The sequence below is a fragment of the Actinomyces ruminicola genome (assembly GCF_900103885.1).
GTDB classification, from domain to species: Bacteria; Actinomycetota; Actinomycetes; order Actinomycetales; family Actinomycetaceae; genus Actinomyces; species Actinomyces ruminicola.
Map to the genome: position 1 here is coordinate 24,065 of NZ_FNIM01000019.1, position 25,451 is coordinate 49,515.

General features: G+C 69.4%; 22 protein-coding genes. 15 read left to right on the forward strand and 7 right to left on the reverse strand.

The genetic code is table 11. The features are described 5' to 3' along the window. Nucleotides 1-193 precede the first annotated feature (193 nt). From ftsH to panD, 10 genes are all read left to right on the forward strand, one after another. Nucleotides 194-2,365 carry an ATP-dependent zinc metalloprotease FtsH gene (gene ftsH / locus BLR49_RS11565; protein WP_092537779.1) on the forward strand — a complete coding sequence of 724 codons (2,172 nt, stop codon included), beginning with the start codon at nucleotides 194-196 and terminating at the stop codon, nucleotides 2,363-2,365. Then, complete coding sequence (gene folE / locus BLR49_RS11570) at nucleotides 2,362-2,934, forward strand: GTP cyclohydrolase I FolE (protein WP_092537810.1); 573 nt, start codon at nucleotides 2,362-2,364, stop codon at nucleotides 2,932-2,934. Before ftsH ends, folE begins: the two co-directional genes overlap by 4 nt. 137 nt (nucleotides 2,935-3,071) lie before the next feature. Continuing rightward, nucleotides 3,072-3,944: a dihydropteroate synthase gene (gene folP, locus BLR49_RS11575; RefSeq protein WP_245690677.1), complete on the forward strand. Its 873-nt coding sequence runs from the start codon at nucleotides 3,072-3,074 to the stop codon at nucleotides 3,942-3,944. After that, nucleotides 3,941-5,587, forward strand: coding sequence for a 2-amino-4-hydroxy-6-hydroxymethyldihydropteridine diphosphokinase (gene folK, locus BLR49_RS11580; RefSeq protein ID WP_092537781.1), 1,647 nt, complete (start codon nucleotides 3,941-3,943; stop codon nucleotides 5,585-5,587). Before folP ends, folK begins: the two co-directional genes overlap by 4 nt. Further along, nucleotides 5,587-6,072, forward strand: coding sequence for a DUF3180 family protein (locus BLR49_RS11585; RefSeq protein WP_092537783.1), 486 nt, complete (start codon nucleotides 5,587-5,589; stop codon nucleotides 6,070-6,072). The genes folK and BLR49_RS11585 overlap by 1 nt, the downstream gene beginning before the upstream one ends. 37 nt (nucleotides 6,073-6,109) lie before the next feature. After that, nucleotides 6,110-7,156, forward strand: a complete 1,047-nt coding sequence (locus BLR49_RS11590) for a Rossmann-like and DUF2520 domain-containing protein (protein WP_245690669.1) — start codon at nucleotides 6,110-6,112, stop codon at nucleotides 7,154-7,156. Nucleotides 7,157-7,186: 30 nt separating this feature from the next. Then, complete coding sequence (panC, locus tag BLR49_RS11595) at nucleotides 7,187-8,179, forward strand: pantoate--beta-alanine ligase (RefSeq protein ID WP_092537785.1); 993 nt, start codon at nucleotides 7,187-7,189, stop codon at nucleotides 8,177-8,179. A 145-nt stretch (nucleotides 8,180-8,324) separates the two neighbouring features. Next, on the forward strand, nucleotides 8,325-8,846 hold the full coding sequence (locus tag BLR49_RS11600) for a PH domain-containing protein (protein WP_086614723.1): 522 nt from the start codon (nucleotides 8,325-8,327) through the stop codon (nucleotides 8,844-8,846). Continuing rightward, a complete protein-coding gene (locus BLR49_RS11605; RefSeq protein ID WP_092537788.1) occupies nucleotides 8,843-10,636 on the forward strand; it encodes a PH domain-containing protein in 1,794 nt (597 codons plus the stop codon). Before BLR49_RS11600 ends, BLR49_RS11605 begins: the two co-directional genes overlap by 4 nt. Nucleotides 10,637-10,791: 155 nt before the next feature. Further along, entirely contained in the window at nucleotides 10,792-11,247 is a 456-nt protein-coding gene (gene panD / locus BLR49_RS11610) for an aspartate 1-decarboxylase (RefSeq protein WP_092537790.1), read from the forward strand. A 234-nt stretch (nucleotides 11,248-11,481) separates the two neighbouring features. On the opposite strand, the gene BLR49_RS13780 is transcribed toward panD, so the two are convergent. Then, nucleotides 11,482-12,417 (reverse strand): hypothetical protein, encoded by a 936-nt coding sequence (locus BLR49_RS13780; protein WP_245690671.1) that lies wholly within the window; start codon nucleotides 12,415-12,417, stop codon nucleotides 11,482-11,484. A 176-nt stretch (nucleotides 12,418-12,593) separates the two neighbouring features. On the opposite strand from BLR49_RS13780, the gene BLR49_RS11620 reads away from it, so the two are divergent. The 5 genes from BLR49_RS11620 to BLR49_RS11640 all read left to right on the forward strand — a co-directional run bounded on the left by BLR49_RS11620 (nucleotide 12,594) and on the right by BLR49_RS11640 (nucleotide 19,266). Further along, on the forward strand, nucleotides 12,594-14,291 hold the full coding sequence (locus BLR49_RS11620) for a lysine--tRNA ligase (RefSeq protein WP_092537792.1): 1,698 nt from the start codon (nucleotides 12,594-12,596) through the stop codon (nucleotides 14,289-14,291). A gap of 432 nt (nucleotides 14,292-14,723) precedes the next feature. After that, nucleotides 14,724-15,236 (forward strand): DUF4230 domain-containing protein, encoded by a 513-nt coding sequence (locus BLR49_RS11625; protein WP_092537818.1) that lies wholly within the window; start codon nucleotides 14,724-14,726, stop codon nucleotides 15,234-15,236. A gap of 36 nt (nucleotides 15,237-15,272) precedes the next feature. Next, the gene (locus tag BLR49_RS11630; protein WP_092537794.1) at nucleotides 15,273-16,151 is read left to right on the forward strand and encodes a MurR/RpiR family transcriptional regulator; all 879 of its coding nucleotides are present in this window, start codon (nucleotides 15,273-15,275) and stop codon (nucleotides 16,149-16,151) included. Nucleotides 16,152-16,354: 203 nt separating this feature from the next. Then, nucleotides 16,355-17,827: a glycoside hydrolase family 1 protein gene (locus BLR49_RS11635; RefSeq protein ID WP_092537796.1), complete on the forward strand. Its 1,473-nt coding sequence runs from the start codon at nucleotides 16,355-16,357 to the stop codon at nucleotides 17,825-17,827. Further along, nucleotides 17,827-19,266 (forward strand): PTS transporter subunit EIIC, encoded by a 1,440-nt coding sequence (locus BLR49_RS11640; RefSeq protein WP_092537798.1) that lies wholly within the window; start codon nucleotides 17,827-17,829, stop codon nucleotides 19,264-19,266. The genes BLR49_RS11635 and BLR49_RS11640 overlap by 1 nt, the downstream gene beginning before the upstream one ends. Nucleotides 19,267-19,342: 76 nt before the next feature. Here the strand turns inward: BLR49_RS11640 and BLR49_RS11645 are convergent, their stop codons facing one another. From BLR49_RS11645 to BLR49_RS11670, 6 genes are all read right to left on the reverse strand, one after another. Then, nucleotides 19,343-21,565, reverse strand: a complete 2,223-nt coding sequence (locus BLR49_RS11645) for an ABC transporter permease (RefSeq protein ID WP_092537800.1) — start codon at nucleotides 21,563-21,565, stop codon at nucleotides 19,343-19,345. Beyond that, entirely contained in the window at nucleotides 21,562-22,320 is a 759-nt protein-coding gene (locus BLR49_RS11650; protein ID WP_092537802.1) for an ABC transporter ATP-binding protein, read from the reverse strand. Before BLR49_RS11650 ends, BLR49_RS11645 begins: the two co-directional genes overlap by 4 nt. Further along, nucleotides 22,317-22,841, reverse strand: a complete 525-nt coding sequence (locus BLR49_RS11655; RefSeq protein WP_092537804.1) for a PadR family transcriptional regulator — start codon at nucleotides 22,839-22,841, stop codon at nucleotides 22,317-22,319. Before BLR49_RS11655 ends, BLR49_RS11650 begins: the two co-directional genes overlap by 4 nt. Before the next feature lie 161 nt (nucleotides 22,842-23,002). Next, entirely contained in the window at nucleotides 23,003-23,221 is a 219-nt protein-coding gene (locus tag BLR49_RS11660; protein ID WP_143013762.1) for a hypothetical protein, read from the reverse strand. A gap of 625 nt (nucleotides 23,222-23,846) precedes the next feature. Continuing rightward, nucleotides 23,847-24,530 carry an HAD family hydrolase gene (locus BLR49_RS11665; RefSeq protein WP_218121356.1) on the reverse strand — a complete coding sequence of 228 codons (684 nt, stop codon included), beginning with the start codon at nucleotides 24,528-24,530 and terminating at the stop codon, nucleotides 23,847-23,849. Nucleotides 24,531-24,737: 207 nt separating this feature from the next. Beyond that, the coding region (locus BLR49_RS11670) for a hypothetical protein (RefSeq protein ID WP_218121357.1) at nucleotides 24,738-25,451 on the reverse strand (714 nt) is incomplete at its 5' end.

Consider the following 25,451-nt stretch of genomic DNA (forward strand, 5'->3'; position numbering starts at 1 on the left):
GGACTTCGCCAACCGTATGCGGCGGCAAACCCCTTCGACTTGGTCACATTGCGGACACACAGGTGGCGCATATTCCCGGGCTTGCGCGGATTCCTGCCCACGCCCGGCGCGAACAGAGCCGGTACGGGGCGAAACCCGTCGGTGGTTTCCGCTAGCGTCGGAGCGGTTAGACGTGCGAAGGGACCAAACGCCGATGAACGATTCCGGTCAGATCCGTGTGGCGGAACGCTCCATGAAGCAGGACGGCCGTGGCGGTGACAAGGGAGGCTCCCGGCAGGGGAGTGGGCGGCGCCGTGGGGCGCTGGGCAATCCGCTGCTGTGGATCGCCCCCTTCGTGCTGCTCATCCTGCTGGGCTGGGCGCTGTTCACATCCGTCAGTGGCTACCGCAGCATCGACACCTCCGAGGGTCTGGCGATCCTCCAGGACAGCGCCGACACCATCGAGTCCGTCACCGTCATCGACGGCACCCAGCGGGTGGAGCTGGACCTGACCGCCGACTACACCAGCAAGCCCAACAAGGCGGGGGAGTCCGCCGAGAACCTCGGCCGCCGCGTCCAGTTCACCTTCACCGAGGCCCAGGCCGGACAGGTCAACCGGCTCGTCCAGGCCGCCAACCCCTCCGGCGGCTACAACTCGGTGGTGCCCACCACCACCTGGTGGTCCTCCCTGCTGCAGCTGGTGCTGCCGATGGTGGTCTTCATCGGCTTCATGTGGTGGCTGATCGGCCGCATGAGCGGCGACCGCGGCGGCGCCCTCGGCTTCGGGCGCTCCAAGGCGAAGGTCGGCAGCAAGGAGATGCCGGACGTCACCTTTGACGACGTCGCCGGGGAGGACGAGGCCGTCGAGGAGCTGGAGGAGATCCGCGAGTTCCTCTCCGAGCCGCAGAAGTTCCAGGCCGTCGGCGCCAAGATCCCCAAGGGCGTGCTGCTGTACGGCCCGCCCGGCACCGGCAAGACCCTGCTGGCGCGTGCCGTCGCCGGCGAGGCCGGCGTGCCCTTCTTCTCCATGTCCGGCTCGGAGTTCGTGGAGATGTTCGTCGGCGTCGGCGCCTCGCGCGTGCGGGACCTGTTCGAGCAGGCCAAGGCGAACGCCCCCGCCATCATCTTCGTCGACGAGATCGACGCCGTCGGCCGCCACCGCGGCTCCGGCATGGGCGGCGGGCACGACGAGCGCGAGCAGACCCTCAACCAGCTGCTGGTGGAGATGGACGGCTTCGACGCCACCACCAACGTCATCCTCATCGCCGCCACCAACCGGCCCGACGTGCTCGACCCCGCCCTGCTGCGCCCCGGCCGCTTCGACCGGCAGGTCTCCGTGGAGGCCCCCGACATGGCCGGCCGCGCCGCCATCCTGCGCGTGCACGCCAAGGGAAAGCCCATGACCCGCGACGTCGACCTCGACCAGGTGGCCAAGCGGACCCCCGGCTTCACCGGCGCCGACCTGGCCAACGTCCTGAACGAGGCGGCGCTGCTGACCGCCCGCTCCAACGCGCAGCTGATCGACAACCGCGCCCTGGACGAGGCCATCGACCGCGTCATCGCCGGCCCCCAGAAGCGCACCCGCGTCATGAACGACCACGAGAAGGCCATCACCGCCTACCACGAGGCCGGTCACGCCCTGTGCGCGGCGGCCGGCGCCTACTCGGACCCGGTCACCAAGGTCACCATCCTGCCGCGCGGCAAGGCCCTCGGCTACACCATGGTCATGCCCTCGGACGACAAGTACTCCACCACCCGCAACGAGCTGCTCGACCAGCTCGTCTACGCCATGGGCGGGCGCGCCGCGGAGGAGATCGTCTTCCAGGACCCCACCACCGGCGCCTCCAACGACATCGAGAAGGCCACCGCAACCGCCCGCAAGATGGTCACCGACTACGGCATGACCCGCTCCGTGGGCGCCGTCCGCCTGGGCACCACCGAGAACGAGACGGTCCTCGGCCTGAACGCCACCAGCCGCGACTTCTCCGAGGACGTCGCCGCCACGGTCGACGCCGAGGTCCGGGCCCTCATGGACGCCGCCCACCGCGAGGCCTGGGAGATCCTGGTGCGCAACCGGGACGTGCTGGAGGACCTGGCCACCCAGCTGCTGGAGAAGGAGACGCTGCTGGAGAAGGACCTGGAGCAGATCTTCGCCCCTGTCATCAAGCAGCCGCGGCGCCCGCTGTGGCACTCCGACGACGCCCTGGTCCTGACCGACGACGTCACCGCCACCTTCACCGCCGCGGCCCAGGCCCCCGATCGGCACGCCGCCAAGGCCGCCGCGCAGCCCGCGGCCGACACGCCCGCGGCGGCGGACGCAGCCCCGCACGGCGAGGACGCGCCCTCCCGTGACTCGGAGTCGGGCGAGGACTGGCGGCAGTGGTGAGTTACGACGTCGACGGCGTGCGCCGCGCCATCCGGGACCTGCTGACCGCCGTCGGGGAGGACCCCGACCGCGACGGCCTGCGCGACACCCCCGACCGGATCGCCCGCGCCCTGGCGGAGATGTTCTCCGGGCTGGGGGAGGACCCGGCCCGCCACCTGGAGACGGTGTTCGACGCCGACCACCAGGAGATGGTGCTGGTGCGGGACATCCCCCTGTACTCGGTGTGCGAGCACCACCTGCTGCCGTTCCACGGGGTGGCCCACGTCGGCTACATCCCCGGCGAGGACGGGCGCGTCACGGGCTTGAGCAAGCTCGCCCGGCTGGTGGAGGGCTACGCCCGCCGCCCGCAGGTGCAGGAGCGGCTCACCTCCCAGATCGCCGACGCCATGGTGGAGCGCCTGGGAGTGCGCGGAGTGATCGTGGTCATCGAGGCCGAGCACCTGTGCATGTCCATGCGCGGCGTGCGCAAGCCCGGCGCCAACACCATCACCAGCGCGGTGCGGGGCGCCATGCGCAATGCCGCCACCCGCTCCGAGGCCATGAGCCTGGTGCTGGGGCGCCGCTCCTGAGCGGGCCGGTGCCGCTCCGACCGCGAACCTGCGCCGACCGGGCCGGCGACGGTTCCGCCCCGATTCCGTGCTTTGACGCGGTGCCGCAAAATCCGGGGGAATCGCGCGGTGTCGGATAGCCTGGGGGCGTGAACGCGATAACCATCTCGCCCCCGGCGCCGTTGCCGCAGGCGCTCACCGCGGCCTCCGCTGCGGGGCGGACCCTGGTGATGGGAGTCGTCAATGTCACCCCGGACTCCTTCTCCGACGGCGGCCGCTGGGATACCACGGACCTGGCCGTCGCCCACGGACTCCAGCTGCTGGCCCAGGGGGCCGACATCCTCGACATCGGCGGCCAGTCCACCCGCCCCGGGGCCGCCGACGTCAGCCCGGAGGAGGAGCGCTCCCGCGTACTGCCGGTCATTCGCGCCCTCGCCGAGGCGGGCGCGGTCGTGTCCGTGGACACCCTGCGCGCCGCCACCGCCACGGCGGCCGTGGACGCGGGCGCCCGCATCATCAACGACGTCTCCGGCGGGCTCGCCGATCCGGACATGCACCGTGCCGCGGCCGCGGCGGGCGTCGTCTACATCTGCCAGCACTGGCGCGGCGATCCCACCACCATGGACACCCTGACCGACTACGGTCCGGGCGGCGTCGTCGCCGGGGTGGAGGCCGAGCTGCGTGAGCGCCTGGCGGAACTCGAAACCGCCGGGGTGCGTCCGGAGCAGATAGTGCTCGACCCGGGCCTCGGCTTCGCCAAGACCCACCCGCAGTCCTGGGAGCTGCTGGCCGCCACCCGGCGGCTGACGGAGGACCTGGGGCACCCGCTCCTGATCGGCGCCTCCCGCAAGCGCTTCCTCGCCGCCGTCACCGTGCCCGAGGCCGCCGCCGACCCGCTCGCCCGCGACGCGGCCACCACCGCCACCACCGCCCTGGCCGCCGCCGCAGGCGCCTGGGCCGTCAGAGTCCACGAGGTCCCGGCCAACCGGGATGCCGTCCGCACTGCTTCCCTCTGGAAGGAAAACCGATGAGCACCAACCACGCCACCCCCGACAGGATCACCCTGACGGGCTTGTCCGCCCGCGGCTACCACGGCCTCCTTCCCTTCGAGCGCACCGAGGGGCAGCTGTTCACCGCCGACATCACCGTCTTTCTGGGTGAGCGCGGCACGGCGGTCGCGGCCGTCACCGACTCGGTGACCGACGCCGTCAACTATGCGGACGTCGCGCAGGCGGTCGTCGGCATCATTGAGGGTGAGCCGGTCGGACTCATCGAGACCCTCGCCGAGCGCATCAGTGACGCTGTGCTCGCCTTCCCACGCGTCACTGCTGTGGAGGTCACCGTCCACAAGCCCCAGGCGCCGCTGAACGTCGCCTTCGACGACGTATCGGTCAGCATCTTCCGCGACGCCGACTCCGCGGCCGAGTCCGCCGCGCGGCCGGCCCCCGCCGTGGACGCGCTCGTCGGCGCGCAGCCGGCCCCCACGGCGGAGCCCGCGCCCGCCCTCCCCCAGCCGGAGGCCCCGGCACCGCCCGCCCCGGCGGTGCCGCTCGTCGATGCGCAGGTCGGCCCGGTCGCCGCGGTCCAGCGGCCGGAGGCCGCCCCGCCGACCGCCACCCCGGAGGCCCCCGCCGCCGCGCCCGTGCCCGAACCCTTCGCCGCCCCCGCGCCCCCGGCCCCGCAGCCGCCGGTCGACCCGCTCACCGTGCGCCCGCAGGCGCCCGCGGAACTGGTGATCGCCCTGGGAGGCAACGTCGGCGGCGTCGTCCCCGCCCTGCGCACCGCGGTGAACACGTTGCGGCAGGCCGAGGGCATCACCGTCACCGCGGTCGCCCCCCTGGCCCGCACCGCCGCCGTCGTCACCGACGGCGAGGAGCAGCCCGACTACCTCAACACGGTGGTGCTCGCCACCACCACCCTGTCTCCGCGCGAAGTACTGGCCGTGTGCCAGGATCTGGAGGCCGCTGCGGGGCGCGTGCGCACCCGGCCGCAGGGCCCCCGCACCCTCGACGCCGACATCATCACCTATGAGGCCGTCACCTCCACCGACCCCGAGCTCACGCTGCCGCACCCGCGTGCCGCCCAGCGGGCCTTCGTGCTGACTCCCTGGGCGCAGGCCGATCCCTTCGCCGAGATCGGTGATCAGTCCGTGGCCGCTCTGGCCGAGGTGGCCCCCGACCGCGATGGCGTGCGCTGGCTGGCCCTCGACTGGCTCGACTCCGACCACCTGCCCGCCCTGCCGACCGGACAGTACGTCGCCCCGCCGGAGCCGGCGGACGCCCCCGCGGCCGGCGCTGCGGAGGCTGACGCGGCGTCGGCGGAGGGCGCCGCACAGCCATCGCAGGCGGAGCCGGTTGAGCCGGCCCTGCCGAGCCGTGCGGAAGCGGCTGCGCCCGTGCCGGCGCCCGATCCGGAGCCGGTGCAGGCGCAGGAGGAGCCGCAGGCCGGGCTCGGGCAGTCCTCCGCCCGCCACGTGGCGGAGCCTCCGGCCTCCGCCCCCGTGGCCGACCCCGTACCGGCCTCCGCCCCCGTGGCCGAGCCCGTACCGCCCGCCGTCCCGGGCATGCCCAATGGCGCCCCCGCAAGCGGCGCCGACGACGACGGGGACGACAGCGTCTGGGCGGCCCCGCCCAACTGGAACGACGTCATCGGCCGCAACGGCCAGGGCCTCTGATGCGCCGCACGCGCTGGACGACGGTCCTCGCGTGCTTCGTTGGCCCCGGCGTATTCGCCTGGGCGGCCTCCGACATCATGCTGCACCGTCGCGGCTGGATCGTCTCGCTGACCCCCTGGGGAGCCGTCGTCGCCGTCGTCATCGCGGCTGCCGTGCTGATTGCCGGATTGGCGGTGCGGCGCCTGCGCGAGCACGAGCCCACCTGGATGACACCCACCGGGGCCGCCACCACCGCGGCGGCCGCACAGGCCTCGGCCCGGGTAGGTGCGGTCATCGGCGGCATCTATGCCGGGGGACTGGCGGTCGCGCTGCTGAACCTGGACTCGCCGGCCATGGCCTCCCTGGCCCGGTCCGCCGGCGCCTGCCTGGCCGCCTGCGTGCTGTGGAGCTGCATCGGCCTGCTCGTTGAGCACTGGTGCGCCATCGGTGAGGATGACGACGATGATCTGCACCCCGGCTCCTCCCCGAGCGGTAGCGCCGCCTGAGCCCACGCGTGCCCCGTGCTCGTGAGAGCATCGCGTCATGTCCAGTGCTTTCGGCATGCCCGCCGTCCCCGAACCGAGGCCGAACGACGACGCCCCCGCCTACCCGGCTGCGCAGCCCTCCTCCGCGGGCGAGGCGTCGGCCCCGCCGGCGGCAGCGGCTGCACCGGCGCCCGCTTCCGCCCCGACCCGGCCGTCCCGCCCGGGCAGGCTCGGCGTCGGCATTATCAGCGCCGGCCGGGTCGGCGCCGTGCTCGGCTCCGCCCTGCGCTCGGTGGACCACCAGATCATCGGCGTGCACGCCGTCTCCGCCGCCTCCCGCGAGCGCGCCGAACTGCTCCTGCCCGGCGTCCCCGTGCTGGACATCGACGACATCGTCGAGCGGGCCGAACTGGTCCTGCTCGCGGTTCCCGACGACGCCCTGGCCGACCTGGTGCAGGGGCTGGCCGACCTGAACCGCTGGCAGCCCGGTCAGCTGGTGGTCCACACCTCCGGCGCATACGGCACCGCCGTGCTCGAGCCCGCCCGCCGCTGCGGCGCCATCCCGCTCGCCATCCACCCGGCCATGACCTTCGGCGGCTTCTCCACGGACGTCGCCCGACTGGTCGGCTGCCCCATGGCCGTAACCGCGCCTGCCGCCGTCCTGCCGATCGGGCAGGCGCTCGCCGTCGAACTGGGCGGTGAGCCCTTCGTGCTGCCGGAGGAGTCCCGGCCCGCCTACCACGCGGCCCTCGCCCACGGCGCCAACCACCTGGTCACCCTGGTCACCCAGGCGGTGCGCATCCTGGCGGCGGCCGGCGTGGAGGACGGCGCCGCCACCCTCGCCCCGCTGCTGTCCACCGCCCTCGACCGCGCGCTGCGGGAGGGGGAGGCGGGGCTGACGGGGCCGGTGGCGCGCGGAGACGCCGGCACCGTGCGCACCCACCTGGCGGCGCTGGCCGACCTGCGCGACGCCGACGGGCGGGAGCTGGACGATGTCGTCTCCACCTACCGCGCGCTGGCCCGGGCGACCGTGGCCCGGCGCGAGGCCACCGGCGCGCTGGGGGAGCAGCAGGCGCGCGCCCTGCGCGAGGCCCTGGGGGAGTAGCGCCCCGGCCCGATCATCTAGCGTTGCCTCATGACCTCCTCGACCTCCCCGGACGCCCCCGCCCCCCGCACCGCTGCCGGCACCGTGCTCGCCCGCACCCGGGACGAGCTCGCCTCCGCCCTGTCCGGTGACGCCGCCCCCCGCGCCGTCGTCATGACCATGGGCGCTCTCCACGAGGGACACTTCGACCTCGTGCGCGAGGCCGCCCGACGGGTCGGGAGGGGCGGCACCGTCGTCGTCACCATCTTCGTCAACCCGCTCCAATTCGCCCCGGGGGAGGACCTCGACGCCTACCCCCGCACCCTGGAGGCCGATCTGGAGGGACTGGCCGCTGTTCTCACCGACGACGCCGGCGCGCTCGCGGTGGGGCGCCTGGTGGTCTTCGCCCCCACCCCGGAGGTCATGTACCCCCACGGCGAGCCGCAGGTGCGCATCGACCCCGGCCCCCTGGCCACCGTCCTGGAGGGGCGCACCCGCCCCACCCACTTCGCCGGCGTGTGCCAGGTGGTGCTCTCCCTGCTGCACCTGACTGGGCCGCGCTGGGCCATGTTCGGCCGCAAGGACGCCCAACAGCTCGCGATCGTGAAGGCGATGGTGCGCGACCTCGCGGTTCCGGTGGAGATCGTCCCCGTCGACATCCGCCGCGAGGCCGACGGCCTGGCCATGAGCTCGCGCAACTCCTACCTGTCCGACGCCGAGCGCGGGCGTGCCCTGGCCCTGTCCCGGGCGCTGGAAGCGGGGCGTGCTGCCGCCCGTGCGGGTGCCGACCCGGCTGCGATCCGTGCGGCGGCCGAGCAGGTGCTCGCGGCCGAGACGGGCGTGGAGGTCGACTACGTGGCCCTCGTGGCCCCGGACTCCTTCGTGGATCTGGCCGGGGCGGGGCTCGGCCTGGAATCCCAGGCGGCGCACGGCCGGGGGCGTGACTCGGACGGTGCCGTCCGGTCGGCCCGGGGACTGCTCGCCGTCGCCGCCCGCGTGGGCACCACCCGCCTGATTGACAACACGCTCATCGACCTGGCCTGAGCCCGCTGGGCCCGAGGCACCCCGGCGCGGGACATGGGGCATGCGGCCGGCCGAGGGCGCCGTCGCGCCTGAGGCTCCTCCCGCAGGAGGATGCAGGAGGGCCGCGGTTCTGCGATTGTCGGTGCCCCCACCGTAAGGAGAACCTATGGCCCTCCCACATGCGCTCGAGCAATCCCCTCGATCGGCGGCCGATCCCTTCGCCCCCGACGGAGTCGACTTCCGTCCCGTCTCCCCGCGGTTGGTGACCGCGCGTTTGGTACCCAACCTGATTGTCGACGTCGTGTGTCTGATCGCCTTCGTGGCGGCGGGGGTGTGGGTGAGCCCGTGGCTCCACATCGGCGCTGTGGTGATGGTGATATGCATGCTGTGGGAGCTGTGGCTGATTCCCCGGCAGGTGCGGGCCATGGGGTACGCCATGGCCGAGGACCACCTCCTGTGGCGCAAGGGCATTATGTTCCGCCGGATCAGTGTGGTCCCCTACGGACGCATGCAGTTCGTGGACACCTCCCAGGGCCCGTTGGGCCGTCACCTGGGCATCGCCGAGGTCAAGCTGCACACGGCGTCGGCCTCCACGGACGCGACCATCAACGGGCTGCCCGTAGCCGAGGCCGAGACCCTGCGGAGAGTGCTGTCCGAGCGCGGCGAGCAGAGGATGGCCGGGCTATGAGCGTGCCTTGGGTCCCGCAGCGCGGTGCTGGTCGGCCGTCGGCAGACACCGGGAGGCCGGGCGGCGCTGTGGCCCCGGCCAGCACCGGGAGGCCGGGCAGGGGCTCCCGCCGCTCACCCGCCCCGGACCGGGGCATCACCCTGCCCCCAGACGTGCAGTGGCGGCGCGTCCACCCCATTACCCCGCTGCTGGAGGGGTGGAAGGGCATCACCGCAGTGCTGGCCTTCCTGCTCTGGCAGAACGTGGAATACGTCATGGACGCGTACTCGGCCATTCAGGACTACCAGGGGCATGTGACAGCACAGGTGGTCCTGACCGCGGGGCTGGGCGTGCTTGGCGTGCTGGTGGCGGTTGGTCTGGTTCTGTGGCTGTCGTGGCGGATGCGGTCCTACGCCGTCGACCGCGACGCCGTCTACCTGCGCACCGGCATCCTCAACCGACAGCTGCGCACCGCCCGCCTGCCGCGCATCCAGTCCGTAGACATCATTCACCCGCTGCTCGGCCGCATCTTCGGGCTGGGACGGCTGAAGGTGGAGGTCGCCGGCGGCGGCGACTCGAACGTCACCATCGGTTTCCTGCGCACCCGTGAGCTGGAGACCCTGCGCGATCGGATCATGTCGCTGGCTGCGGGGACGGAATTGCACGGTGAAGGCGTCGAGCCGTACACGGCGGAGAGGGTCGATGTGAACCCGGCATCGCCCCCACCACTCGGGGAGCCGGGCACCGCCGCGGACCCGCCGTCAACGCCGCTCGGCTTCGAAGGTGCCGCGGCCGCGCCGCCGCTTCCGGCGGGGTGTGTGCAGGGCCGTGAGCACGACCTGTACGAGGTGGAGACACGCGTACTGATCGGCTCGATGCTGCGCTCCGGTGCGACCATCACCGCCGCGGCCCTGATGCTGTCCTTCCTGGTGCTGTTGACCGTGTGGTTCGCTACCGGGGTCCTCGGGAGGGCCGGGGTACTGCCGGCGATCTTTTCGAGCGTGCTGCCCATGCTGACTATTCCCCTCGCTTTTGGCGGCTACGTGTGGAATCGCTTCGACAAGGGCTGGCGCTTCCGCGCCGCGGCCACGCCCGCCGGGATCCGAACGAGTTTCGGACTGACCGCGGAGACCTCCTCCACGCTCCCTCCCGGTCGGGTCCACGGCGTGCAGCTCGAGCAGGGACTGCTATGGCGGGGCCCGGACTGGTGGCGGGTTGAGGTGAGCGTGGCCGGGCGCAGCGCCGCCGAGGTCAAGTCCTCCGGGGTGGAGGACACCGGCGCGAATGTGCTGCTGCCCGTCGGGCGACGCGACACGGCCCTATGGGCGCTGTGGCTCGTTGCCCCGGATCTGGGTGTTGCCGACCCGGACGCATTCCTGGCGGCGGCCTTGACCGGGAGCGACCAGGACGGCGTGGGCGATGTGCACCTGGATGTCGGTGCCCCGGGGCGCGGGTTTATACGCATCAGCCCGCGCGGGCGGATGTTCTCGCCGCTGGCTTGGCGGCGGGAGGCGATCGCCTTGACCGATACCTGTGTGGTGCTGCGGCTCGGACGTTTGCGGCGGCGCATCAGCGTGATCCCCTACGAGCGCATTCAGTCGCTGCGGTTGGTGCAGGGGCCCTATGCGCGGCGGCGCGGACTGGTTGCGCTGCATCTGGACATGGTGGATGCCGAGATCGGCCGTTCCCTGAGTAACCTGGACCTGAGCGATGCCGCCGCCATTGAGCGTGTCATCTCCGAGCGGGCGCTGCGGCGTCGCCGCCAGGAGCGCCTGGACCGCTGGCTCCAGCGTGCCGCCGAGACCCCCTAAACCCCTCGCCGAGATCGGTAGAAATCACCTGCCGAATTCGGTAGAAGCGGCGTATGGCGACGGCCGGGTTGCTCAGGGGTCGTTGTCCTCCTCACGCTGTCTCTTCTGTCACGACAATGCGGTCGACGAGCCTGCGGCGTCTACCCTGGTGAGTGATGAGCACTCGCCTTCGGACGATGATGACGTCCAAGATCCATCGCGCCACCGTGACGCAGGCCGACCTCGACTACGTCGGCTCCATCACCGTGGACGCGGATCTACTCGACGCTGCCGATCTGCTGCCCGGTGAGCGGGTGGACATCTGCGACTGCACCAACGGCAACCGCCTGTCCACCTACGTGATCCCGGGACAACGCGGCGCGGGTGAGATCTGCATCAACGGCGCCGCCGCGCACCTGGTTGCCCCCGGCGACATCGTCATTCTCATCGGCTACTCCCAGCTGCCCGAGGACGAGGCCCGCACCTACCTGCCGCACGTGGTGTTCGTTGACGCGGACAACCGCATCGTCGAGCGGGGCACCGATCCCGGGCGGGTCCCCGCCGACTCCGACGTGGCTCGCATGCAGGGGCTGCGGTCCTCCGGCGTGCCCCTCGCCGCCGTGCGCGACTGAGCCAAGGCGCACTCTCGAGCTCAACCCGGAAGCCGGGAGTGGAGCTTGGGGACAGCTGTAGCCCGGCCACTGGTTTACGACCGCTGTTGCACGCAAGCGACTGTCACCCGCGACAGCTGAGAATTGGCGAAACGGCGGTATAGCAACGAAAGGTCGTGGTTGCTGGGTAGCTGATCTGGTTGTCTGATGAGCTTCCAGTGTGCAATGAGGGCTCCGTTGCACACTGGAAGCTCATCACACTCGCGCAGCCTTGCGAAGATTCCGCATGATTCCGCCGTTTTCCGGAAGGGCTAATCGATTCGAGTGTGCAACGCCGAGGAGGGCGCGCGCCACGGTGGCGCGAATTCCTTGTTCTCCGGCCTCAACATCCTGCCCGGTGAGCCGCACCGTAACGTAGCCACTCGCGAGAGCCTGTTGATCGCGATGTCGATCCAGGATGAATTGCTCGTGGGACGAGTGGAACTCCCAGCCGTCGGTCTCGACGATGAGCCAACCCTGGACCAGCATGTCTACCTCACCTATCCCCTCGATAGTCACGCCCGTTTCAACGAACAAGCCGAGGTGCCGCAATGCGAGCCGCGTGCGTGTCTCCAGTGGCGAGCGTGATGCGGGATCTGCTTGCGCCAGCCGCCGCCGACCCTCTGCGGCGTAGCGCCCGGCCAACACGTCTGATACTTCATCCACCGAGGTGTCGCCGCGGTTGAGGGCGGCATCGGCGACGCAGATCGCATCGAGTTCGTCGAGACAGACCAGGCAGCAGGCGACCGCCTCCGCCGGGGACACCACGGGGAAACCGTCAACCGTCACGGGTGTGATCCGTTTCTTGCGGTGCAGGGTTATGCCTTCCAGGCACCGGTTCGCACTTGGGCGCATGCTGTGGTTCCTTGGAACCGCAAGATGCAGGGAACTGGGCTTGTTCCACATGGGGTAGCCGAGAACCTCGGCGGCACTCGCACAGGTCAGGTGCGCGCGGAATTGTCGGCACCTGACGATGCGCGGGTCCGTGCCCGGGATCGCGAGGAATCGCGGAGCGGGTCTGTAGAGCAGCTCGGCGGTGAGGGCGCGTTCTATGAGGCTCCGCTCCTGTGGGCTGCGTACGATCTCATCCTCGTACGCCGCACCGTGTAGCGCCGCGACGCGTCCCAATAGCACTTCGAGCTCGAGGTTCATAGGCGAATGATGACCTTGCGGAAGCCGACTCGGGTAGACCTAATCATCTGCCTGTGGATAACTGCGCCCCTGGTGCGGGCCGAAGTCATGACCAGCGGATCCGGGCGGGCACACCGGGGGTGTCCTACGTGGTGGGACTGCAGACGGCGCGCGGCGGTCGAAACGATGGCCTAGATATGTGCCCCACCCGGCCAGCGGTTACACTCGCGCGCGTGACTGACGCGCCTGAGAACCAGCAGACTTCCGCACCTGCGACCGATGCCGCCCGGCCTGCGGCCCAGCCGGCCGCGCCGTCGTCCGGTGACCAGTTCCGGATCAGGTCCGCTAAGCGGGAGCGCCTGCGCGAGGAGGGCTGGGACCCCTACCCGGTCTCCGTGCCGCTGACCACCACCATCGCCGCCGTGCGTAAGCGCTACGGCCACCTTCAGGCCGGTGAGGAGACCGAGGACGTGGTGGGCGTGGCCGGGCGCGTCGTCTTCCTGCGCAACACCGGCCGCCTGTGCTTCGTCACCCTGCAGGACGGCGCCGGCGCAACCCTCCAGGCGATGCTGTCGGCCAAGTCCCTGCCCGGCGAGGGCCACTCGAGCCTGGCGGCCTTCAAGGCGGATGTGGACCTGGGCGACCACCTGTTCGTCCACGGTCACGTCGGCGCCTCCCGGCGCGGCGAGCTGTCCGTCTTCGCCGAGCCGGAGCTGCGCGAGGGAGCCGACACCGCGGACCTGACCAGCCTGGGCGACGACGCCGTCGCAACCCCCGCGTGGCGCATCGCCTCCAAGGCGCTGCGGCCCCTGCCCAAGACCTGGACCAACGAGGCCGGCGAGGCAGTGTCCCTCTCGGAGGAGCAGCGTGTGCGCCGTCGTGAGCTGGACCTGCTCATCCGCCCGGCTGCGCGCGACATGGTGCGCACCCGGGCCGCCGTGGTGCGCAGCCTGCGCGAGAACTTCTACGGGCGCGACTACGTCGAGCTGGAGACGCCGGTGCTGCAGGCGATTCACGGTGGCGCCGCCGCCCGCCCGTTCATCACGCACATGAACGCGCTCGACATGGACCTGTACCTGCGCATCGCCACCGAGATCTACCTCAAGCGGGCCGTGGTCGGCGGGGTGGACCGGGTGTTCGAGATCGGCCGGATCTTCCGCAACGAGGGCATGGACTCCTCCCACTCCCCGGAGTTCGCGGCCCTGGAGGCGTACGAGGCCTACTCCGACTACCACGGCATGGCCGAGCTGACCCAGAACCTGGTGCAGCAGGCCGCCCGCGACGCCTTCGACCTGAGCGAGGGCGAGGAGATCGTGCGCCTGGCCGACGGCACCGAGTACGACCTGTCCGGCCAGTGGCGCAGGCTCGACCTGTACACCTCGGTGTCCGAGGCGGTGGGGGAGGAGATCACCGTCGCCACCCCGCGTGAGGTGCTGGTCGGGATTGCGGAGCGGCTCGGCCTGGAGGTCGACGACTACGCCGTGGCCGGCAAGATCGTGGAGGACATCTTCGAGGAGACGGTCGGCAACGACCTGTGGGAGCCGACCTTCGTCTTCGACTTCCCCGAGGACACCTCCCCGCTGACCCGCTACCACCGCTCCCGTCCGGGACTCACCGAGAAGTGGGACCTGTACATCCGCGGCACCGAGACCGCCACCGCCTACTCGGAGCTGGCCGACCCGGTCATCCAGCGCGAGCGCTTCGAGGCGCAGGCGCTGGCCGCCGCCAAGGGCGACCCCGAGGCCATGGTGCTGGACGAGGACTTCCTGGTGGCCATGGAGCAGGGCTTCCCGCCCTGCGGTGGCATGGGCATGGGCGTGGACCGGCTGCTGATGGCCCTGACTGGCCAGGGCATTCGCGAGACCATCACCTTCCCCCTGGTGCGGCGCGGCTGAGCCGGCCTGGTGGGCTGAGCCGGCCTGAGCCGCGGCGTGCCCGACGACGACGGCGGGGCTGTCGACTCAGCGGCTCCGGCGTCGTCGGGCTCGATGCTGACGTCATGCTCAGGAGTGTCGCTACGGCACCGTTTCCCGCTGGTAACTTGGACTGCAACCAGTGAGTTGGACCCCGTCTTGGGCGCTGGCAATGGAAATATCACGTTTTAGATTCTCGGTTGCGTGCAGCAACCGATGGTGGAAGTGTTCGGTCTGAGGTAGCGGTACTTCCTCCCTGGCTCCCCGCCGGGCCCAATCTCATTGCACTGGAGTTTTCGATGAAGAAGCGCATCGTTAAAGGCGCATTGTCTCTGTTCGCCGGGATCGTAGTGGTAGGCGTCGTTATTGGCGGATTGGCGTGGGGGGGGGGTGCTTAAAGGCAGGGACGTGACCATGGACTCAACCACGATCGCCGCGTCCTTCGAAGACATTGCCGAATTGGCTACGGAGGAGTACAATTTCACGAACGTCGGCAAGTACTCCGAGAGCAACAACAAGGTTCTTGCATGGGACGTGCCATTGACCGGCGGGTCTTTCTTGATTACCTACAATGGCGCGGTCAAGGCCGGCATCGCGGACATCTCCGCCGTGACGATTGAGGTCGATGACCAAAGCAAGTCAGTCATCTTGAATGCTCCGGCGGTCGAGGTTCTCTCCTCCACGATCGACCCCGCCACCGTGCAGACCTACGACCAGTCTTTCAGTCTCGTCAATCAGCTTGACGTTGATGACGTCACTACATTCCTCGCCGCTGAGGAGGAGAACGCCAAGCAGCTCGCCATTGACGGAGGCCTGCTGGATAAGGCGCAGACTCGTGCGGAGGAGCTACTTACCTCGCATGTCGAGAGCCTGCTTGCCGGGACGGGCCAGAGTGACTATGCGGTGACAGTCGAGTGGGCTGAATGAATTCGGCGGAGCCGGGGCCCCTGATCAGGGAGAGACATGCTGATAGTTGATCAACCCGAGTACGGGGATCACTTCTCGCTCAAGCACTTCAGCCTGCTCAACGCATTGCTCGGCGCCTTCAACGCCGCCGAGGTCGGGAGCCCCGGCTACGCGCTGTCGAAGTATCTGCTGGAGCACTTCGACGACCTGCCCCGTCTCAACGTCTACGAGGTCGCTGAGGAATGTGCCATCTCGCGCTCGAGCATCCGCCGCTTCTGCCAGGCGATCGGCTTCGAGACCTTCACCGGAGTCAAGGCCGCCGCCTACGAGTGGCAGCTGCACTGGCGGTACTTCGTCGACTATGCCAACGAACCGGGTTTCGACGCCTACCTGTCGGCACACATCATCCGCATGCTCTCCGAGATTCGTGATGCCGCTGCCTCCCGCGGGGTGCACGAGTTCGTAGAGGAGCTGCATCGGGCACGCGAAGTGGTCTGCCTCGCCTCCGACTTCTCCTCCATGAGCGTGCGCGAGTTCCAGCAGGCCATGCTCTACGGAGGCAAGCTCATCCATGTCCTGACGGAGGGCTCCGGGGATCCGGCGGTGCTCGACGGAGTCACCTCGGAGGACCTGATCGTCGTAGTGTCGGTGACTGGCAACTACGCCAAGGCGGCCTTTAAGCAGATGCAGACGTTGAGCGCACTCCGCGTGGTGCTGACCACCAATCGGTCGGCGGGATTGGACCGTTTGTTCGACCGGGTCATCTACCTCAGCCAGGAGGATCTGGAGGGGCACAGGAGCGTTTACTCCAAGTACGGGGTGAGCGTGTTCTTCGACCTGGTCTACAGCCAGTACACGCGCCGCTACCTCGCCTCGGAGACGGTGCGGCGTTCGCTGGAACCGGGGTGGCGCCCCGACGCCGACGCCCTCGACTGAACACGGGTGCTCAACTCCCGATCGCGGCGGGGCAGGAGTAACGGCAGCGGGCAAGAGGCGACGCCGCTGTGGGCGAAGGAGGGCCGCCCGGGCCAGGCTCCGCCGTAGTGGCGGCGGGGTTCGTATTGTGAACCCCGCCGCGCTGCCGACCTCTCCTAACGTCGAAGTACCAACACGTTGGTGCACTTCAAAGGAGATGGCACATGCACTACGACTGGAATCCCCGCTTTCCCACGGGCTTCCTATTCGGCGCCTCGAGCGCCGCCTGGCAGGTTGAGGGCGCCACCACCGAGGACGGCCGCACGCCGGCGGTCATCGACCTCAACTCGCAGAAGAAGGCCCCGTTCGTGGACAACAAGTTCACTGCGGACCACTACCACCGCTATGCGGAGGACGTCGCCCTCATGAAGGAGTGCGGGCTGACCAGCTATCGCTTCTCGATCGCCTGGCCGCGGATCATCCCGGCCGCCGACGGCGCGGTGAACCCTGCGGGCGTCGCCTTCTACAACAACCTGATCGACGAGCTGCTGGCGGCCGGCATCACCCCGATCGTCACCCTGTACCACTACGACATGCCGGTGTGGGCCCAGGAGGAACTGGGTGGATGGCGCTCGCGGGACATCATCCCGGCCTTCGAGCACTACGTGCGCACCTGCTTCGAAGCCTTCGGCGACCGCGTCAAGTACTGGCTCAGCATCAATGAGCAGAACATGCAGATCTGCTACGGCGACTGGCTCGGCGTCTCCAAGGGCGTGGAGGACTGGTTCCGTGACAAGTGGAAGATCAACCACATCATGAACCTCTGCCACGCCACGGCCGTCAACCTCTGCCATGAGCTCGTCGACGGAGGCAAGATCGGACCGGTGCCCGGGTACGTGCCGATCTACCCCGAGACCTGCCGGCCCGAGGACCAGATCGCGGCGATGAACGCGGAGGAGTTCACCGAGAAGATCTGGTGCGACACCTACGCATACGGAGACTACTCTCCCTTTGTATACAACTACTGGAGCAACAATCACATCGATCCGGACATCCGTCCCGGCGACATTGAGACGATGAAGCGGGCGAAGAGCGACTTCCTCGCGGTCAACTGCTACCGGTCGAACACCGCCAGGCACGCCCCCGCCGACGCCGAGGCGCAGGAGTACCTGCTGAACGCGTCTGGGAAGAAGGGAGAGCTCACCTTTCCGGTGGTTCCCGGGCAGTACGCGCTCACCCGCAACCCCTATGTCGAGTACACGGACTGGGACTGGGAGATAGACCCGGTGGCGATGCGTTACGCCCTGCGCTACCTGTGGGATCACTACCGGCTGCCGATGGTGATCACCGAGAACGGCCTCGGCGCGCATGAAACCAAGAGCCCCGACGGGAGGGTCCATGACCCGCAGCGCCTGGACTACATCCGGGATAACCTCTACCAGATCGGTCTGGCCATTGAGGACGGCGTCGACGTCTTCGGCTACAACGCCTGGACCTTCACCGACCTGCTGTCCACCGGCAATGGGATGGCGAAGCGGTACGGCTTCGTCTTCATCGACACGACCGATGAGGAACAGAAGGCGACCGACGACGTCTCGGCGCTGGCCCTGACCCGTATTCCTAAGGACTCCTACTACTGGTACAAGTCCTTCATCTCCTCCGGGGCGACTCAGTGGGGCAGGGAGATGAACGACTGATGGGCGTCAAGGAAGAGCGCATCGCGCTGAGCCGCGACCTGATCGAATACATGGGCGGAGAGGCGAACATTGCGGCGGCGGCGCACTGCTACACCCGCCTGCGTCTCACGGCTAACGACCCGTCCAAGATAGATGAGGACGCCATCCAGAAAAGAGAAGGCGTACTCGGCCTGGTGAAGCGCAACGGCCAGTACCAGATCGTGGTCGGCCCGGAGGCGACCGACCTGTACCACGAGTTCGTGCAACTCGGTGACTTCGAGTCGGCCGGCGGCATCGTCGACGAGCGGGCCGCGGCGGAGGACGCCGAACGCGGGGTGGAGGACGCAAAAGCCGCCGAGCACGCGGCGCCGGGTCGGCGCGGCTGGGTGACCGTCGTCCTCGATTTCATCGGCGGGACCTTTTCCCCGGTGATCCCCGTGCTGATCGCCGGCGGGCTTACCGGGGCCGTGCTGACGGTGCTGACGAACTTCTTCCACGTCTCCGATACCTCCGGCACCTACCAGGTCTTCTATGCCGTCAACCAGGCCGCCTTCTACTTCCTGCCGGTCTTCATCGGGTTCAGCGCCGCCCGCAAGCTCAACGTCGACGGGTACCTCGGGGCGTTCCTCGGCACGGTGCTGCTGTATGAGACGATCAACGGGGCGGAGGGATTGACCTTCGCGGGCGTTCCGGTCGCCCAGGTCACCTACAACACCACGGTGTTTCCGATCATTCTGGGCGCCTTGTTCATGAGCGTGGTCTACCGGTTCTTCGCGCGGGTCCTGCCGGGGGCGCTGCGTGCGGTGTTCCTGCCGCTGGTGACCATGCTGGTGACTGTTCCCGTCACTCTGCTCGTTCTGGGGCCGGCCGGTAGCGTCGTCGGCGGTTGGCTGGCCACCGGCGTGACCGCGATTTATAACGCCGCACCACCGCTGGCCGTGCTCATCATCGGGGCGACGACGCCGTTCCTGGTGTTCTTCGGCATGAACAACGCCCTGTACCCGGTCGTCTTCGCCCTGCTGGCGTCGGTTGGCGGCGATCCGCTGGTGATGGCCGGCATGCTGGCGGCGAATGTGTCGGTCGGTGCCGCCTGCCTCGCCGTGGGGCTCCGATCCCGGGAGGCCAAGACCAAGTCGGTGGCGATCTCCGCCGGCGTCACCGGCCTGCTGGGCATCACCGAGCCCGGTGTCTACGGCGTGCTGTTCCCACTGCGCCGACCCCTGATCGCCGCGGTAATCGGCGGCGGCGCCGGGGGCCTGCTCGCGGGCGTGCTCGGCACCACCCAGTACGTCATCGCCAGTCCGAGCTTCGCCTCGCTTCCCGCATACATACCCGCCGACGGCTCGATGTCGAACTTCTATGGGGCAATCGGCGTTGCGGTCTTCTCGGTGGTGGTCGCCTTCACCGCGGCGTGGTTGCTCGGAACCGGAGAGAAGGAATCGACCAAGCAAGCGGAGTGAGCGCCTAGCCGGCATTCTCGGCGACGACGCCGGAGCCACCCACCGCGGGCAGGCTCCGGCGTCGTCGGGCTCGAGGCTATTCGAAGCGGACCGTGGCGGAGGCGACCATCCTGGCCGCTGCCCGTGTGCTGGCCGCCACCGCAACCGCCACCATCGCCAAGCACCCGCCAAGAACCACATAGTAGGAGCCCGCGGGCCAACCGACTCCCCGCGACGAGGTACCGACTATGACGATCCACGCCGTGTACACCGCCGCGCCGATGCTCACCGCCAGCACCGTGGCCACGGGCAGCAGCATCTCCCAGGCGACCGCCCGCCGCAGTGTATGCCGGGGCATACCCACCAGCCGCAGCAGGGACAGCACCCGCCGTCTTGCCAGCAGCGAGGAGACGGTGGATACCGCCAGCGCCGCCGTCGACACCCCCGCGGCGATGAGAATGCCGATGTAGCCCAGGGCCGCGAACTGATTCTCCAGGGCGGTGGCGGCGGTGACCACATTGTCGGCGCGCGAAATCGGATAGTGGGTGAGTACTCCACCCAATGCGGTCACCATGGCGGTGCGCGCCCGCTCCACCGAGGCCGCCTCACCGTCGGTGGCCACCAGCAGCGAGACCCCGCCGTCCGACTCGGGCGCGGCAATCGGCCGCGGATCCGCGGCGTTGTTCAGCAGCCAGTTCCAGGACACGCTCACCCACTGCGAGTCCTGGGCCGCATCCGAGGAATCGGTGTCGAAGGCGCCCAGGGTGCGAGCATCCGCCGTCCGCAGGGCGAACCGCTGGGAGGCGTCCTCGGCCTCGGTCGGCGCCTCCCGGGCGACGACGACGGCGGTCACGCCCTCGACCTGCTCGATCCGTGGGGCCGCCTGCTCGAGTGCCTCCGCGGCGTCGGGCTCGGGCAGCGTGTACAGCGTCGTCTGTGCCAGGTAACCACTGCCCTGGTTGAGCACCGGGGTGCCAGCCGCAGCGGTGACGGCGACGGCGAACAGCGTCACCGCGTACACGGCGACGACCAGGCCGCCGACGGCACGGAAGGTCGCCCGGGGATGCTGGACCAGCCGCCCCAAGCCGATCACCTGCGCCGCACCGCGGGCTTGGCGTTGCACCAGGCGGGCGCACCACCAGGTCAGCAGCGGCCCGGCCCACAGCAGGCCCAACATGGTCAGTACGAATGAGGCCACCAGCAGGGGGGCTATGGGAATGTCTACGGCGGTCTCCGTGCCGGAGTTGATGGCGTTGGCGAGAACGCGCACCGCCGTCAGTCCCGCCAGACCGAGCAGCAGGGGCAGGAGGGAGCGCAGCCGAGGCGGGCGCTCGCGGCGCTCGCGGGAGGCGCCCAGAGGGCCGGCGTCGGCTCGCAGTGTCGTCCACCAGGTCACGGCCGCCGCCACCAGTGGCACCAGCACGACGGTCACCCCGATGACGCCCGGGGTGGTGAGCAGATCCGCCGGGAAGAACCGCGAGGAGCCGATCTCGATGCACGCCGCCAGCGGGATCAGGGCGAGGTACAGGAGCACACCGAGCACCGCCCCCACAAGGGCCGTCACCCCGGTCTCCGCCGCGGCGATCCGGGCCACTCGCCCGGGGGTGGCGCCGATCAGCCGCAGGGTGGCGAAGCGCTCGGCGCGCTGCGCCGCACCGAGGCCGGTGACGATGGCGATCAGCAGCAGCACCGGCACGAGCACCGCGATCGCGCCAATGATCGCGACGATCCGGTAGCTCTGGGAGGCGTAGTCGTAGCCGACGAACTCGGTTACCACCTGCGCAGTGCTCGTGCCCTCCCAGGCCAGCACCTCGGACTGCTCCGCCCCGACGATGACCACCAGGGAGTCCGGGCCCTCGACGGCGTCGTCGGACAGGATCCCGGCCCGATCCCCATAGCGATCGCCGAGCTGGTCCTCCGGCACGGAGTCGATGAGTGCGGCGAGTGCGGGGGACGCGAGGTACTGACCAGGGCGGGGCACGACGTCGGAGCCGGGAATGCGCACCCGGGTGTCCGGTGTGGCGGCGACCATCAGGACGGTGATGGCCCGGTCCTCGAAGTGGTCGAGTGTGGAGACGGCGGCGGCCTTCTCAGGGGCCAGCACCGTGTTCTCCTCCAACTCGGCCATGGCTGCGGGGCCGAATTGCTGAAGCTCAGTCCAGGTGGAGCGCTCCGAGCGCACCCCGAATGCCTGTCCGGCGGCGGCCAGCAGCAGGAAGAGCGCGACGCCGATCATGACGCCCGCCGTGATCCCCGCAAGACGGCGTCGGGAGGCACGGTCGCCGGCAACCACCAGGCGGGCCAGGGGGAGTGTGCTCATCGTGTCTGCTCCTCGCCGTCGGGCCGGGTGCCCTGGAGCAGTCCGTTGTCGAGGCTGACGCGGCCGTCACGGATGATCACCTCGCGGTCGGCGTAGGCGGCGATGCGGGCATCGTGGGTGACGACCACCAGTGTGGAGTGGGCGGCGCGGGCGGCTTCGAGCAGTGCACCCATCGTCTGCTCGGCGGCCAGGGAGTCCAGGGAACCGGTCGGCTCGTCGGCGAAGAGGATGCGCGGCGAGGTGACCAGGGCGCGGGCGACGGCGACCCGCTGGGCCTGCCCACCCGAGAGCTGGGTGGGCAGTTTGCGCTCGTGCTCGCCCAGGCCGAGGGCATCCAGTTGGGCGTGTGCGCGCTCCAGTGCCCGGCGACGTGAGACGCCCGCCAGCAGGAGCGGCAGGGTCACGTTGTCCAGCGCCGACAGGTCCGGCAGGAGCTGGCCGAACTGGAAGATGAAACCGAACTCGGCCAGACGCAGGCGGGCACGGTCGGCCTCTCCCAGGGAGGCGACGTTGCGGCCGCCGTATTGCACGGTGCCGGCGTCAGGCGTCAGCACGCCCGCCAGCACGTGCAGGAGGGTGGACTTGCCCGAGCCGGAGGGGCCGGTCACGGCCAGAACCTCGCCCGCGGCGATGTCGAGGTCGATGCCGCGCAGGGCGCGGGTGGTTCCGAAGGCGAGTTCCAGGCCTCGTGCGTGCATGAGCACCTGGGCGGTGGACGCCGAGGCGGGAGAGGCGGTGGCTGATGCGGTGCTCATGCCCGGACCTCCCGGCGCAACTCGTTAAGGCGGGCGGCGGTCAGGTCGATCCAGCGCAGGTCGGCCTCCAGGTGGTACAGGGCGTGGTCGGCGATGAGGACCGTGTGCAGGTCGGCCCCCTCCTTGCGGCGGGTGATCTCGCGCATGCGGGAGGTGTGGGCGGCACGCTGCAGGTCCAGGAGGCGCTCGGCGTCGTCGTCGAGCAGCAGGGCGATAATGGTCTTGGCGAACAGGTCGGCCTGGATGGAGTCGGAGGGGACCTCGGGGCTGCGGATCCACTCCTCGACGGCGCTGCGCCCGCGCGCGGTGATCTCGTAGCGCTTGCGGTCCGGGCCGGAGCCCGCCTCGGCCCCGGTCTGGACGATCAGACCGTCGCGTAGCAGGCGGGCGAGGGTGGCGTATACCTGGCCGAAGGCGAGCGGCTTGGTGTCGGCGAACCAACGGTCCCAGTGCGTCTTGAGGTCGTATCCGTAGCCGGGCCCGGTGCCGAGGAGCCCGAGGAGGGTGAGGCGGGTGTCCATGCGCGGAACTATACACGTGATGTATACCTGTGGTGTGTAGTGTTGAAGGTATGGCAGTAATCGCTCCCCGCCCTTGGTGTCGCGACGCACTGCTGGGTGGCAACGGAGCTACCTGCCGTCGCCCGCCCAGCCTCCTAGATCGGCGTCTTCTTCTTGTACGGCTAGCCCAGGGCGGAGGCCTCGTGCTGGGTATCGATGGATCTGGTGTCAGGTGTCCGGCGCGCTTCTGCGAGCGATTGCCCGATCCGCCATGCGGCGATGAGTGCCAGAGGTGTTGCGGTCACCGGGGAGAAGTCGTTGCCCGCGACTGCGAGCCGCGGGTCGCCGGGCCACGCCGCCGCGCCGGCGAGGAACGCCGTGATGGCGAGTGTCCACATCATGCCGGTCATCTCCTTATACGTGTCGGAGTACCTCGCTCAGATAGCGGGAGCACAGTAGAGCTGCCAACGTATATGGCTCTTCCGGTTTGAGCGTGTGGTGGTGAGTTGTCGGCGTGATCGTGGTGCTTGGGGCTGGGGTCTTGGTTGGTGTGGTGCGGGGAGGGGTCGTGCTCGGGCCGACCAGGACGTAGGTCAACCGGCCGGGGTCGTACTCGGGCCGAGGAGGAGGACGTGTTCGCCCGGCTGGGGTCGTACTCGGGCCGACCAGGACGTTGCCGGGTCGGCCGGGTCGCTGTCGCTTCCGGGCTGGGATCGTTCGAGGACGCGGGCCAGACCTCCAGGACGCCGGGCAGCCGTCGAGAACGCCCTCCCAGACAGCGCCCTGCAGGGCCGGGCCACGTCACCGCGGGCTAACCCACGCCCTCGAACCGTCCCCACCGACCCGCCCGGGTAAACAACAACACGCAACACCGACAACCACCCCACACACCCGAACACGGCCACCACACCCTCAAACCCGAAGAGCCGGAAAAAAGCCGTCCGCAAGTCCGAACACCCCCTGCAGTCCGGGGCCTAGCGGCAGCCGTTCGGGGCATGTCCGGAAGGAGGCTTACTCCCTTTGACTTCACCGGTCAAGGAGCGCTGGTAGTTCACTCAGCGACTTGATACGCCCCTGGACATGGCTGGTGCCGAACCGGTCCAGGTGGAATGCGTGCCAGCCAGCGGCGCGCGCGGCCAGCACGTCGACTTCGACGTCGTCTCCGATGTAGGTGAGTTCCGCACTCGGTGAGCTCAGCGCCTCGGCTGCCCGGTCGAATGCCTCCCGGTGAGGTTTAGCGGCTCCCAAGGAGTCGGAGGTGAGCACGTAGGAGAAGAACTCGCGGACGCCGATGTGCTCGAGCTTCAGGTCCTGCTGTCGGCTATTGCCGTTGCTGAGTGCCGCGAGCTCAAAGCCGCGGCTGCGCAGCTCCACCAAACATGGCGGCGCGTCGGGATAGGCCCGCCAGGCGCGCTCGTACTCGGCCAAGTAGAGCTCGAAGAGCTGGTCCAGCTTGGCTTCGCCGCCGATGGTCTTCCCGAGGGTCTTGAGCAGGTCCGCCATGCGGAGCCGTCGCTGCTCGGTGAAGCTCACCTTTCCCTTTCGCCATGCCGTGAAGTGCTCTCGTTCTGCTCGAATCCAGAGGTTGTGCAGCGACGGCGTGGGCTCGGTCCCCACCAGGCGAAGAAAGTTGTCCAGGGCTTCGTCTGCCGCTGCCCTGTGGTCCATGAGCGTCCCGTCGATGTCAAAGACGATGAGTGCGCCGGTCATAGGCTGAATCCTCCTAATGAGTGGCGACGAACACCGCTTGGCGTGCGGTACATATGCGCTTGTAGGCGGCGTCGGCACAACCAAGTCAGATGGTGAGGCCGCAGGCTGACTTATCAGCTCTCGGGGGCGTTATACAGGGGGAATCCTGGTTCCTCAGGCCTTATGGGTAGCGGTTGGTGCTTCAGTGTTGGGCGTGGGTGGGTGGTTTCAGTGTCCTTGGGTGGTTTCGGCTTGGTCGGTGAGGTAGGTGAGGGTGCGGACGGTGTTGTAGGGGGTGGTGGTGTTGGTGGTGGTGATGGTTCCGGTTATGGGTGTGGTGGTGCCGCCGGTGGGGGTGAAGGTGGCCTTCCAGGTGGTTGTGAGGGTGGTGGTTATGTCTTGGGCGGTGTGGGTGTAGCGGTGGGTGACGGTCTGGTTGGGCCACGGTGCACCCGGAGCAGTGGTGGTCGTGGTGGTGCCGTCGCCCCAGTCCCAGGTGTAGGACACTGGTGTGGCGTGGATGACGACCTCGGTGCCGGCGACGGTGGTGGAAAGCACCTGTGTGTCGGGGTTGGTGTAGACGATGAAGTCCTTGCTGATCAGGACTTCTGCTCCCGGGGGCTGGCGGGTGATGCCCGATCCGTCGGCCAGCAGGGTCACTACCTGGGAGGCGGAGACCGTGACCGCCACCGGGCCCCCGTCGGTCCCGGTGGCGGTGGTGGTGGGGGCGGTGTGTGTGGCGCAGTCGGTCGGGTCGAAGTCGGCGTTTCGGGCGCCGCCCGACGCGGCGCTTCGTATGCCGACGCAGGCTAGGTACATCAGTTGTGCGGTGCGGGCGGCCTGCTCGTCGAACGCCCCGCCTCCGTAATGGCCGCCGGTGGCGGGCGCGCCCGGCGATGAGGAGTACACCTGATACGACCAACCACCAGTAACAGTCACCGA

Coding starts and splice junctions, on each gene's coding strand:
- ftsH (WP_092537779.1), top strand. CDS start 194: ATGAACGATTCCGGTCAGATCCGTGTGGCGGAACGCTCCATGAAGCAG.
- folK (WP_092537781.1), top strand. CDS start 3,941: ATGAGCACCAACCACGCCACCCCCGACAGGATCACCCTGACGGGCTTG.
- BLR49_RS11585 (WP_092537783.1), top strand. CDS start 5,587: ATGCGCCGCACGCGCTGGACGACGGTCCTCGCGTGCTTCGTTGGCCCC.
- BLR49_RS11590 (WP_245690669.1), top strand. CDS start 6,110: ATGTCCAGTGCTTTCGGCATGCCCGCCGTCCCCGAACCGAGGCCGAAC.
- panC (WP_092537785.1), top strand. CDS start 7,187: ATGACCTCCTCGACCTCCCCGGACGCCCCCGCCCCCCGCACCGCTGCC.
- BLR49_RS11600 (WP_086614723.1), top strand. CDS start 8,325: ATGGCCCTCCCACATGCGCTCGAGCAATCCCCTCGATCGGCGGCCGAT.
- BLR49_RS11605 (WP_092537788.1), top strand. CDS start 8,843: ATGAGCGTGCCTTGGGTCCCGCAGCGCGGTGCTGGTCGGCCGTCGGCA.
- panD (WP_092537790.1), top strand. CDS start 10,792: ATGAGCACTCGCCTTCGGACGATGATGACGTCCAAGATCCATCGCGCC.
- BLR49_RS13780 (WP_245690671.1), bottom strand. CDS start 12,417: ATGAACCTCGAGCTCGAAGTGCTATTGGGACGCGTCGCGGCGCTACAC.
- BLR49_RS11620 (WP_092537792.1), top strand. CDS start 12,594: ATGTGCCCCACCCGGCCAGCGGTTACACTCGCGCGCGTGACTGACGCG.
- BLR49_RS11625 (WP_092537818.1), top strand. CDS start 14,724: ATGGACTCAACCACGATCGCCGCGTCCTTCGAAGACATTGCCGAATTG.
- BLR49_RS11630 (WP_092537794.1), top strand. CDS start 15,273: ATGCTGATAGTTGATCAACCCGAGTACGGGGATCACTTCTCGCTCAAG.
- BLR49_RS11635 (WP_092537796.1), top strand. CDS start 16,355: ATGCACTACGACTGGAATCCCCGCTTTCCCACGGGCTTCCTATTCGGC.
- BLR49_RS11640 (WP_092537798.1), top strand. CDS start 17,827: ATGGGCGTCAAGGAAGAGCGCATCGCGCTGAGCCGCGACCTGATCGAA.
- BLR49_RS11645 (WP_092537800.1), bottom strand. CDS start 21,565: ATGAGCACACTCCCCCTGGCCCGCCTGGTGGTTGCCGGCGACCGTGCC.
- BLR49_RS11650 (WP_092537802.1), bottom strand. CDS start 22,320: ATGAGCACCGCATCAGCCACCGCCTCTCCCGCCTCGGCGTCCACCGCC.
- BLR49_RS11655 (WP_092537804.1), bottom strand. CDS start 22,841: ATGGACACCCGCCTCACCCTCCTCGGGCTCCTCGGCACCGGGCCCGGC.
- BLR49_RS11660 (WP_143013762.1), bottom strand. CDS start 23,221: ATGATGTGGACACTCGCCATCACGGCGTTCCTCGCCGGCGCGGCGGCG.
- BLR49_RS11665 (WP_218121356.1), bottom strand. CDS start 24,530: ATGACCGGCGCACTCATCGTCTTTGACATCGACGGGACGCTCATGGAC.